3 protein-coding genes are annotated in these 12,665 nt (G+C 67.6%); 2 read left to right on the top strand and 1 reads right to left on the bottom strand.

Annotated elements, in window-relative coordinates; all coding sequences use genetic code 11:
- Window positions 1-15 precede the first annotated feature (15 nt).
- Window positions 16-10,863: a hypothetical protein gene (locus tag VEY12_05680; protein ID HYM39620.1), complete on the top strand. Its 10,848-nt coding sequence runs from the start codon at window positions 16-18 to the stop codon at window positions 10,861-10,863.
- A gap of 74 nt (window positions 10,864-10,937) precedes the next feature.
- The gene (locus tag VEY12_05675) at window positions 10,938-11,384 is read left to right on the top strand and encodes a methylated-DNA--[protein]-cysteine S-methyltransferase (GenBank protein ID HYM39619.1); all 447 of its coding nucleotides are present in this window, start codon (window positions 10,938-10,940) and stop codon (window positions 11,382-11,384) included.
- A gap of 13 nt (window positions 11,385-11,397) precedes the next feature.
- Here the strand turns inward: VEY12_05675 and VEY12_05670 are convergent, their stop codons facing one another.
- On the bottom strand, window positions 11,398-12,582 hold the full coding sequence (locus VEY12_05670) for an aminotransferase class I/II-fold pyridoxal phosphate-dependent enzyme (protein ID HYM39618.1): 1,185 nt from the start codon (window positions 12,580-12,582) through the stop codon (window positions 11,398-11,400).
- Window positions 12,583-12,665 lie beyond the last annotated feature (83 nt).

Raw genomic sequence — 12,665 nt, 5'->3', positions numbered from 1 at the left:
CGACCCATGGATCCGTTGGCGCCATTCCGTGCGCCGGACGGAAGCCTGCACATCCCGGGCAACGCGTTGACGCCCGAACTCCAGCGCCTGCTCTTCAGCGGAGCCAATCCCCAGCCCTTCCTCAACCTGAGCCGGTACGTGCCCGCCCCCTCTCCCTATCCGACGGCCTATCTCCTCCCCCAGGGGTACGAGACGCCAAACCCGAATGTCTTCGTCCATCCCAGGGCCCAGACAGTCTCGCTGGCCGGAGGGATCGCCCAGTTCATCGGACGGTGGTTCCCCCCGATCGACTGGAGCGCGGCGATGCGCGGAGCGATGGCCTGGTTCTTCGGTCTCTTCACCTGGGACGCGCGGGCGGCGGTCACCGTGGACTCCACAACGGCGAGCACGGTCCCGATCCAGGCCACCTGCACGACGACGCAGACCGCGTCCGCGGGGGACAATGCGGTCCTCGTCCTCCTGAGCGAGCGCGGCACTGTCGCGTACGCGACCGTCACCTACGGCACGATCAGCCTGGCGCTCATAGCGAACACGGCGGTCAACAGCGGGACCAGCGACCGCACGGAGATCTGGTTCTTCCAGGGCGCCGTCCCGACCACGTCCCAGACGATGACTGCGACCCTTTCGGGAGGGAACACGCAGCGGCAGGTGTGTGCCACGGTCCTTCTCGCGGGCGTCTCCACGACAAGCCCCACGACCGGCGGGACCACGGCGACGGGGACCACGACGAATCCGACGATCTCGATCGCCCCGGCGTCCGGCGAGCTCGCGTTCGCGGTCCTTGGCCTCTGGAGCAACGCGGGAGCGTCGCCTCCCACCGCGGTGACAGGCACGGGCGCTGCCGCCACGGATCTGTACGGGGTCGCCGTGGCCTACTGCAGCGGGGGAGGCAGCTCGATCTGCGGAGCCGGGGCCAGTCTCCCCGCGCCCGGGACGGGCATCACCTGGACGGGCTCGGCGAACAATTGGGCCGTGAGCGCGGTCCGCGTGACCCCCGCAGGCTGCGGCACCGGCGGCCAGAACTGCTACCGGATCGGGGCGGGCGGGGCATGGAGCAGCACGTCCAACTGGTCGAGCAGTTCCGGCGGCGGCTCGTGCAGCTGCACCCCGGCGGCGACGGACCAGGTGTTCTTCGACGCGAACGCCTCGGGCACCACGAGCCTCGCCGCGGCGACCACGGTCGCGAGCATCAACATGGCGGGCTTCCCAGGGACCCTCGACACGACCGCGTCCAACTGGGCACTGACAATCAACGGTCCCTTCAGCATCCAAGGGACCTTCCTCGCGCGGACCTCGGCCATCACGGTGACGGGCAACGTGAGCATCCTGACCGCCGCCTCGGTCGTGAACCTGGGCGGGTCCGCCTGGACCGTGAACGGAACATGGACGAACGCGTCCACCTCCGCGTCGTGGAGCGCAGGGACCGGGGTGGTGGTCTTCAACGCAGGCGCCTCGAGGACCATGATCTTCGGCGCCCTCCCGGCCAGCGAGTTCAACAATGTGCAGTTCAACCCGACAGCTCCCGCGACGTTCACGATGGCCACGAACGGCATGCGTTGGGGCGGCACGCTCACCCTGAACAACAATGCGACGATGGCGACGGCAGGCCTCGCACTCACGGGCGGTAACCTCACCGTGAACAACGGCGCGACTCTGAACGCCGGCGGCTCGGCCGTGGGCGTCGCCAACGTGACCATGACGGGCGGCACTTCGGGCACAATCACCCTGACCACGGGCACATGGGCCGTGTCCGGCGCGTGGACCACGAGCGGCGCCGGGTCCACGTTCACCCGCGGGACGTCCACGGTCACCCTCTCGGGCGCGGCCCAGACCGTGACCGTCCTGAACGCGGCCAATGGCTTCTACAACCTCACGGTCTCCGGGACGATCGCCCAAGGCAGCGCGGTCGACGTCACGGGCACGCTGAGCATCACGGGCACCCTCACGACCTCGAACAACACCATCACCGGCGGATCGAACCTGGTCGTCGCGGCGACCGGCACTCTGTCCGCGGGGAGCTCCTCCATCTCCATCGGATCCATGAACACCGCGGCCGCGGGCGCGACGTTCAGCGTCGGGACCTCCACGGTCATCGTCGTCCTTTCCGGCGGCACGATCAACGTCCCCCAGACGCTCTACAACTTCACCGTGAACCCGACCGTCACCACGAATGTCACCTCGAACCTGTCGTGGTCCGGCACTCTGACCCTGACGAGCTCCACGACGACGTTCAGCGGCAATCTCACCTCCTCGGGAACCGGCGCGAACACGCTCTTCGGATCCGCCACGGTGGCAATCACAGGGAACTGGGACACGTCGTCGGTGACCACGGGAGGCTTCACGGCCACGTCGAGCACGGTCACGTTCTCGGGAGCCGCCAAGACGATTCGGGCCGCGGGGTCGCAGTCGTTCGCCGCGGTGAGCATCTCGGGAAGCATCAGCCAGCTGAGCCCGCTGGTCACGGCGGGCGCCTTAAGCGTCACCACCGGAGCCTCCCTGACGACCTCGAACAACGCCCTGTCGGTTCAGGGCGCGCTCACCCTCCTCGGGACCGGCTTCCTGGCGGCAGGAATCTCCACGGTGTCGGTGGGTGGGAACCTCAGCGTGACCGCCGCGACCGCGTACATCACGGCCGGCGCGGGCGTGTGGACCGTGGGCGGATCGTGGACGGACGCCAGCACGTCCGCCTCGTGGAGCTTCCTGGCGGCGATCACGTTCAACGCCGCCACCTCCCAGACGATGACGTTCGGGAACCTGACGCCCGAGTTCGGCGGGAACATCACATTCAACTCGGCCGCAAACACGACGACGTTCACCCTGTCCACCAACCCCCTCCGATGGGGCGGCACCCTCACCGTCCTGGGTGGCACCGGCACGACAACCCTCACCACCGCGAATCTGGGGTTGACCGGCGGTGCCCTGACCATCGGGAACGCCGGCGTCCTCACGGCGAATGCCTCGACCGTGAGCGTGTCCGGTGTCACGATGACGGGAGGCAGCTCGGGCTCGCTGACCCTCACCACGGGCGCCTGGACCGTCACGGGCAGCTGGAACACCTCCGGGGCCGGATCCGCGCTCGCCAGCGGGACATCGACGGTCACGTTCACGGGAACCTCCACGACCCTCACCCTGGCCCCGGCGCAGGCCTTCTACAACCTCACGATCAACGGCACGGTCGCCATCGGATCCACGGTGACCGCGCAGGCGACGCTGACCGTGAACCCGGGGGCGGCCCTGACGAAGACCGGTCAGAGCCTCGCCTTCAACGGCCTCACCGAGAACGGGACGGGGAGCCTCGTCGACGGAACGGTGACCGTGGTCGGCTTGACGATCGCGAACAGCGACCCGACGAACGTGACGACGATCAGCGTCGTCTCCATCTGGAGCGCGAACACGGAGTACAACTGGACCGACTCCTCCACCGTGGGCACGTCGACACTCACATTCACGATTGGCGGCAACGCGAGCGGAAACCGATTCAACGTGTCCAAGAACGGGAGTGCCTTCACGACCGGGATCGTGAACGCCTCGGGCCAGGTCGTGTTCACGATGCTGGGCTCGGACCCCGTCGTCGACGTGCTCGTCCTGTCCCCCTGCGGTAGCACGCGGTACTGGATCGGGGGCACGGGGAATTGGTCCCAGACGGCCCGTTGGGGCTCGGTCTCCGGAGGCGTCGGCGGGTGTCCCATCCCGGCTGCGGGCGACTCCGTGTTCTTCGATGGGAACGCGGGAGGCGGCCTCGTCAGCGTGGACCAGAACGCGATGCTGGGATCACTGGACACGACGGGCTGGACCGGGACCATCGCCGTAGGCACGTACGACTTCGCGGTCAGCGGCAACCTCGTCCTAGCCGCAGGCGTAGTAACGATCGGTGCGTCGACCACGAACGGTCTGACCGCCGGGGGCAATCTCACGCTCTCGGGCTCGGCGGTCCTCGACGGCTCCGGCACAGCGTCCAAGGTCAGCGTCTCGGGGAACGTCATCATCTCGAGCGCAACGGCCTACTTCCGCATGGGGAGCGGCACGTGGTCCTTTGGCGGGGCGTGGACGAACGGCAGCACGTCGGCGAGCTGGGTGGCCGGAACGGGAGCGGTCCTCTTCAGCGCTCCCGCTTCCCAGACCATGACGTTCGCCAACCTCCCGGTGAGCGAGTTCTATAACGTGACCTTCGCGTCCACCGCGGGCACGGGCGCCATCGTGTTCACGATGGCCACGAACCGAATCGCTTGGGGCAACCTGCTCACGATTCAGGACGCCGCGGGCTCGACGACCACGGTGGCCACGGCGAATCTGGGTTTGGCGGGAGGCTCCTTGAACGTCGGGAACGGCGGCATCCTCTCGGCGAACGCCTCTGTGGCCTCCGTCCTCAATGTCACAATGACGGGCGGATCGTCCGGCACGATCACCATGACGACAGGCGCGTGGACCGTCGCCGGAAGCTGGGACACGTCAGGCACGGGTTCCTCCTTCGCCAAGGGAAGCGGCGCGGTCACGATGACGGGCCCGGCTGCCACGGTCAAGACACTCGACGCCGCCCACGGGTTCTACAACCTCACGGTTTCGGGCACGGTCACGCAGGCCGGCGCCATGGACGTGAGCGCGGCCCTCGCGATCACAGGAAGGCTGACGACGGCGGGGAACGATCTGACCGGCGGTTCGGCCCTGACTATTTCGGGCGGCGGCGCCCTCGTCGCGTCCACGTCGTCCGTCTCCGTGGCCGGAGTCACGATGAACGACGCGGCCGCGGACACGCTCTCCCTGACGACGGGGTCGCTCATCGTCTCGGGTCCGTGGGACACGTCCGGCGCCTCGTCCGTGTTCACCGCAGGCACCTCCACGGTGACCCTCACGGCGGCCGCTGGCACCCTCCGGCTAGGCGCGGCGCAGAGCTTTGCGAACCTCGTCCTCACGGGTTCGTACGCCCAGATGTCCGCGCTCACGGCGAGTTCCGTGACCATCTCTTCGGGCGGTCTCGCCAAGGGAACCAACACGCTGACCGTTAACGGAGATCTCATTCTCTCCGGAGGCACCCTGACCTCCGTCTCCGGGGACGTCGCCATCTCGGGGAACGTGGACGTCTCCTCGCCCGCGTCGTACATCGCGTTCGGCAGCGAGGCGTGGCGGGTCTCCGGAGGCTGGACCAACGCCTCCACCTCGGCCTCTTGGTCCGTGGGAACCGGGACCGTGACCTTCGACGCCGGCTCATCGCAGACGATGACGTTCGCGGGGTCGAACCTGTCGGGCCTCGAGTTCAACGCGGTCGTGTTCAACGGCGGCGGGTCGACGGTCACCTTCACCGTGGCGGGTTCCGCCCTCCGAGCGCACTCAATCACAATCCAAGGAGGGCCGGGGACGACGACCCTGGACACGTCGAGTTCGAACGTGTCGATCACGACGGACAGTTTGACCGTTGCCGCGGGCGGGACCCTCCAGGCCCGCGGGAGCGTCGTCACCATGCGGACCATGGACTCGTCTGCGGGCACCTTCCTGGCAGCGACCTCCGTGGTCGTGGTGAACGCCTCCGGCGGCGTCCTCAGGATCCCGCAGGTCCTCCACAGCTTGACCGTGAACCCAGGGATCTCGACGACCTTCGGGTCCAACATCGCATGGTCCGGGATCCTGACCCTGACGGGAGCCACGGTCGCGGTCGGAGGCAACCTGACGGCCTCGGGCGCGGCGGGTCTGACCTTCGGCGGCGCCGTCCTCTCCGTCGCGGGCTCCTGGGACAGTTCGTCCGCGATCATGTTCGGCTCCGCGGGCTCCTCGGTCACCCTCACCGGGGCTGGGCAGACCATCGCTCTGGGCAGCGGCCAGGCGTTCGCGGCCCTGACCATCGCCGGATCCCTCACCCTGACAACCGATCTGAGTGCCGCGACCCTGACGGTGGCCTCCGGGAGTTCGCTCACGAAGACAAACCACGCGATCGCATTCAACGCTTTGACGGTGAACGGCACGATCGTGGACGGACCCGCGATCGTGTCCAACCTGACGGTCACGAACAGTGACGCCACGGCCTTCCTGACGATCTCCGTGTTCACGACCTGGACGGTCGGAGCCGAGTACGCCTGGACACACACCTCGAGCGAGTCCTCCCAGACGATCACGTGGACGATCGGCGGGAACACGGCCCGATTCCTGTACCACGTGACGAAGAACGGGTCCGCGTTCGCCACCGGGACCGTCGACGACTCGGGTCACGTCGTCTTCTCGATGCTCGGGTCGGACCCCGACATGCGGGTGACCGTGTCGGCTCCGCCCGTGCCGGCCTGGTGGCAGTCCTCGTACTTCCTCGCCATTCCTCCTGTCGCATTTCTCATGGTGGTAGCCATGTTCGTGCAACGACGCCGCTGGAGGCCGGCCAAGGCCTTCCTCGTGGATGAACGCGCGCAGCTGCTCAGGGAATTCACCCTGGATCCCTCCTGTGAGGTGACGTACGACCAGGCGCTCCAAGCGGGGGCCCTCGACGCGGTGGACAAGGACGTCCGCGTGTCGAAGTACCACGCCCGCGCCGTCCACGGGGACACGCTCTCCCTGATCATGCTCGCCGTTGGCCCGGCGAACGTTGAGGAGGTCGAGTTCGCTCGCGGAATCCTCGTGAGCATTCAGGACAAGCTGGAGGACCGCGTCAAGCAGCGCCTCGACGAGGCCCGCGCGGAGGAGGCGACGTTGGAAACGGCACACGCCCAAGCGAGCGAGGAGCGAGCGGACCTGCAGGCTCGGGCTCGCGTCTTCGGCGACCTGTTGGACGGTTTCACCGTCGCGCAGAGCAAGCTCGATGCGGATTCTCAGCGACTTCACGGCCTCGATACGGACCTCGGGGAACGGGAGAACCGAGTGGCCCAGGAACGGGCCGTCCTCGATGCGCAGACATCGGAGCTGAACGCCAAGCGGACGGAACTGGAACGCACCGCCTCCGACCTTGCCGCCCGCGAGAGCCAGGCTCAGGAGGCCGACCGAGGCCTCCGGGAACGCGAAGAGCAGCTCTCGCCGCAGGAGACGGCTCTCGGCGAGCGCGAGGCGGGGATTTCTCAGAGGGAGGCGGAGGTCGCGGATCGGCAAGGAGCGTTGGCGTCGGCCCAGACCCAGCTTGCCCGGGACCTCGAGGACTATCGGGTCAAGGCCCAACGGGCGGACGCCCTCCAGGCCGAGCTCGCCGAGGAACGGAAGGCGCTCGATGACCTCAACATCCAGATCGACGAGCGTGAGAGGACCCTTGAAACCAAGACGGCCGCGGTCGACGCGCGCGAGAAGGAAGTCACCGCCAACTCCGAGGCGGTTCAGGCGAAGATCGCCGGTCTCGAACCGCGCGAACAGGATCTCCAGGCGCGCGAGAGCCAGATCGCATCCTCGGAGGCCACCCTCGCCCAAAAGGCAGAGGTCCTCTCGACCCGGGAACAGGAGCTCCGCGCATTGGTCGATAATCTCCATGCCCGCGAGGCGTCGCTCTCCACACGCGCCGAGGAACTCGAGGAGGAACGCAAGGCGCTCGATGAATTGACGCAGTCGAGCGCAGCCGAACGGAGGGCGCTCGAAGCGAAGGAGACCGACCTGGTCGCACGCGAAGCGGACGTCGCACAGCGGACTCAGGATCTGACCGACCTCAAGGAGAACCTTGGGCCCCGCGAAGCGACGCTCCTCCAGAAGGAGGAAGGCCTCGCCGCTCGCGAGAAGGGTCTCGCGGACGAGGAATCGGCGTTCCAGAGTCGACAGGATCTCGTCGCGGCCAAGGCCCTCGAGATCGAGCAGCAGATGGAGACGCTGCGGGAGAGCGAGGCGGCCCTCTCCCAGGAGAAGATCCTCCTACAGGACGGGAAGGGCGCCGTCGAAGCGCAGCGGCAGGAGCTCGAGGCCCGGAAGGCGGACTTCGCTCGAGAGATGCAGCACCACAAGGACGACCTGGCGGCTCAAGGGCGAACCCTCGGGGAGGCCCGCTTGCGCCTGTCCAAGGACGGCGAGGCGTTCGAGGCCCAGCGTCTCGAGAAGAGCCAATGGATCGCCTCCAAGGAAATCGAACTGGAGGCCAAGGAGCAGAGCCTCGCGGACCGGGAGGCCGAGATTCGGGCCCAGGCCGAGGAGAACGCCCGTCGGCTCGCGGAGCTCGCCACGCGGGAGGAGTCCCTCGAGATCGAAGGGGACAAGCTGGACAAGGCACGCGCCGAGTTCGAGACGCGCAAGGCGGAGCTCGGTGCGATGGGGCGCGATCTCGAAGCGAAGACGGCCCGGTTCCGCGAGGAGGAGGCTCGCAAGGGGGAGGAACTCCGGACGTGGCAGGCCACCCTGGAGTCCGAGCAGGCGCTCCTCAAGGAGCAGAAGGAAACGTTCGAGAAGGAGATGCAGGACCTGCGGGAGTCGTGGGCCGGCCGGATGATCCGGATCGAGCAACGGGAGGATGAGCTCCAAGGACGGGAGGGGAAGGTCCAGACCGACATCGAGTGGGTCGCTCGCAACGAGGCCGATCTCACGAAGCGCGAAACGGCGGCCAAGGAGAGCATGAAAGCCGCGGGCGATCTCAAGGCGGAGGGCGAGCGCCTCCGCCTGGAACTCGAGCAGCGGTCGATGGAGATCGAGTCCCGGGAACGGAACCTTCGCGAGGAGGCCGCAGAGCAGTCGGTCATCCTCGAGAAGCGGACGGAAGCTCTCCAGGCCGAGGAGGCGGAACTCGCCGGCCGCAGGGCGCAGTGGGAGCGAGAACTCGCCACCCAGACCCAGAAGATTAAGGATCGGGAGGGCGACCTCCAGACCCGGAACAAGCAGCTGGACGCCCGGGAGGCCGAACTCGCGTCCCGGGAAGCGGTCCTCCTGAGTCAGCAGTCGACCCTGCGGCAGGACGAGGACCGTCTCGCGCGGGAGAGAGCCGACCTCCAGGCCATGGAGAAGCAGGTCGAGTCCAAGCAGCTCGAGCTCGGCCAGGGACGGGAGCGCCTCGACGCAGAGTCCCTGCGCCTCCGGACGGAGGCGGATGCCGTGCGTCAATCCCTCGCCGCGAAGGAGGCCGACCTGACTTCGGAGCGGGAACGCCTCGAGCGCGAGTCCAGCGTCCTCCAGGACAAGCTGGGTGCGAAGGCCAGGGAGATGGCAGCCCGGGAGAAGGACGTGGCCGCTCGCGAGGAAGAACTCCGCGCGGAGGAGCAGGACCTCGACGCACGCACGCGCGAGATCGAGTCCCGGGAGCGGCAGGCGGACGCCCACCAGGCGGAACTCACGGCCCGCGAGGGGGCCTTCACGCAGGGTGAAGCGGAGCAGAAGGCCCGCCACGCCGCGTTCGACGAGACGGTCCGGACGTTCGAGGCGGAGGCCGCGGCCCGTCAGAAGGAATGGAAGGACCTCCAGGCCACCCTGAAGTCCCAGGAACAACAGCTCGCCGCGAGCGCGGAAACCCGCCAGGCGGAGATCCGGAAGCGGATGGAGGATCTCGAGCAGCGCGAGCACAGCCTCAACGCGACGCTCACCCAGGCACAGATCGAGCGAACCCGGCTCGAGGCCCAGGCGAAGGCCCAAGGCACGCGCCAGACCGAGATTGAGGCTGCCGGGGCGCGGAGCGACAAGCGGTTTGTCGAACTCAAGACCATGGAAGAGGAGCTGCTCAAATCGCGCCAGGGATTCGAAGCGGAGAAGGCGGGCTGGTCGAGCCGCAGGAGCGAGGAGCTCAAGCAGCTCGAGGCCACGCGCGACGCAGCCGCAGAGCAGACGCAGCAGTCCGAACGGCTTATCGAGGACGCCCAGCGGCGGACCTACGTCGCCGCGGAGGCCGAGAAGGCAGCCAAGCGTCAGGCCGAGGAGCTCGCCGTCGCGCAGACGGTCTTGGAAAGCCGCCGCGCGGACGCCGAGAAGGCGGAGAAGGCCCAAGAGGCCCAGACGGCCCAGCTTCGGGACGCGTCCCAGCGCCTCGGCGCCAAGGAGCTCGAGCTCGAATCCCGGGCGAAAGAACTCCACGCCCTACAGGCTCGCCTCGCGGAGGCCGAGAAGCGGAGCGCGGAAACCTCGGAGACCCTCAAGGGCCGCAAGGCGTCCCTCGATCAGGAAGCCGAGCGCATCGCGGCCCTAGCCGCACAGTTGGACAAGCGCCAGGCCGAAATCGAAACCCATCACTCCGCGGTCGAGACCAAGCTGGCGGACGTGACGAACCGCGAGCAGGTCCTGTCCACGGAGCTCCAGCGAGCGGACAACCTCATGGAGGATCTCAACCGCAAGGAGGCCGAGCTCCTCGCCCGCGAGAAGGGGCTCACGGGGCATCAGCAGGAACTCGCGAAGCGGGAGCAGATGCTGGCCCTGCGCGATTCCGAACTCCGGGACGGCATGCAAACCCTCGAACGCTTGCGCCGTGACCAGGAGGCCCAGGCCGCTGAAGCGGACGATGACCGACGGCGCGCCGCGGAAGCACGGAAGGAGGGCGAGACCATCCGCTCCGACGCGGAGAAGCTCCGAGCCCAGGCAGACGCCATGCAGGCCGAGGTCGCGAAGAACATGCGGTTCCTCCAGAAGAAGGCGCTCGACGTGCTCGATCGCGAGGAGAAGCTCCGCACGCGCGAAGCCACGATGGACGAGCAGAACCGTCTCCTGGAGTCCCGGGCCCAGATCCTAGAGCAGAAGGACCGAGCCTTCGAGGCCGAGAAGGAGGAGATGGCGACGCGCCTCGAGAAGGCCAAGCTAGAGAACGAGAAGATCAAGGTCCGGCTCGCGGAGGCCGAGAAGGCGTCCAAGAGCACGATCGACATGGACGAATGGAAGCGGGACATCGACAACCGCGTGAAGATCATCCAGAAGAAGGCGCTCGATCTACTCGACCGCGAGGAGAAGCTCCGGAAGAAGGAAGAAGAGCTTCGCGCCCTCGCCGTGCAGCTCGGCGTCGAGGCCAAGGCCTAGTCGTCTCCCGCGACCCCGCAAACGCAGGGACAAAGACCATAGCGACGCGCCCGCTTCCCGGCCACGGTGCGACCGTGGAACAACATGTCCTCGCCACCCAGTTGGGCAATGTGAAGATCGTAACCGACCATGGACGCCTGCGGGAACTCGGATTCACCCGGGCGCGAGCGACCTCGGGCGGCGGAACCCGCATCGAGAAGGAGATCCGGGAGTACTTCGACGGGACGCGGAGGGACCTCCGCAACATCCCCGTGGACCTGACCGATTCCACGCCGTTCGAGCGCCGCGTGTACGAGGCCACCCGGAGGATTCCGTTCGGCAAAGTCGCCACGTACGGCCAGGTTGCCAAGGCGATCGGTCAACCGAATGCACAGCGAGCGGTGGGCCAAGCGCTCGGGAAGAACCCGATCGTCGCGGTCATACCCTGCCACCGCGTGGTGGGCTCCGACAGCCTCGGAGGATTCACGGGAGGCCTGGAGCACAAGAAGCGGCTCCTCCGTCTCGAAGGTGTCCTCAGGTAACCGGCGCTCCGATTCAGCGCGAGGCGGCCTTGACCGCCTGCCCGAAATCCTCGAGGAGATCGTCCGCGTCCTCGAGCCCGACGCTAACACGGACGAGACCCTCCGTGATCCCGCTCGTCTTCCGCTCCTCGTCCGTAAGCGGACCATGGGTCATGGACGCGGGATGCTGCACGAGCGTCTCCATACCGCCAAGGCTCACGGCCAGCGTGGCCACCCGGACGGATTCGACGAACCGCTTCCCTGCGCGATAACCTCCCTTGAGCTCGAAGCTCATCATGGCCCCGAAGCCGTCCATCTGCCTGCGCGCGAGGGCGTGCTGGGGGAACGAGCGGAGCCCGGGATAGTGGACCACCCGCACGGCCGGGTGGTCGTCCAGGAACTCCGCGAGCACCTGCGCATTCGCGTTGTGCTGGCGCATCCGAAGGGGAAGGGACTTCACCCCTCGCCGCACGAGGAATCCTTCGAACGGACCTAGAGAAGGGCCGAGCATTTTGTAGTTGAACCAGACGCGCTCGTACAGCCGAGGCGTGCGGGCGACGAAGGCACCGGCCACGACGTCGCTGTGGCCGCCCAGATACTTGGTCGCGCTGTGCAACACGCCGTCCACGCCCATGCCGAGAGGCCGCTGGTTGATCGGCGTCGCGAACGTGTTGTCCGCGAGGACCGTTGCGCCGACGGAGTGCGCGGCGTTCACCGCCTCGCGGAAATCCGTGATCATCATCGTCGGGTTCGCGGGGCTCTCAATGTAGAGGAGGCGCGACTCCGGTGTCACGGCTTCCTCCCACGCACCGGGGATGCGCGGATCCACGAACGTGGTGCGGACGTGGAACCGAGGGAGCATCCGCGTGAAGATCTCCGTCGTAGCGGTGTACAGGCTCGCGCCGGCCACAACGTGGTCGCCGGCGCCCACGCAGGAGAGAATTGCGGAGGCGATCGCTCCCATCCCGGACCCTGCCACGAGGGCCCGCGATCCGCCTTCCAGATCCGCGAGGACGTCCTCGAGCTCGCGGAGGGTCGGGTTGCCCCATCGCGTGTAGAAACCTTCGGGGGCGGTCGCGCGGGAGAACTCCGCGCCTTGGCGCACGGAATCCAGCGCCCATGTCGAACTCGCGTAGATCGGGGTGACGAGGGGACGGTACCCCTTGCCCCGCCGACCGTGAATCGAACGCGTGGCCGTCCCCCGTTCTCTGCGAGGCATGCGTCTGCGAGCGCCCGTCCTGGGAAATAGGTTTCGCCGAGTTCGTCGTCGCGCTCGCCGTCCGTGCGGTGCCAACGCGTATC

It is taken from the genome of Thermoplasmata archaeon (assembly GCA_035632695.1).
Lineage (GTDB): Archaea > Thermoplasmatota > Thermoplasmata > RBG-16-68-12 > RBG-16-68-12 > RBG-16-68-12.
This window is presented reverse-complemented; position numbering and strand designations above follow the sequence as displayed.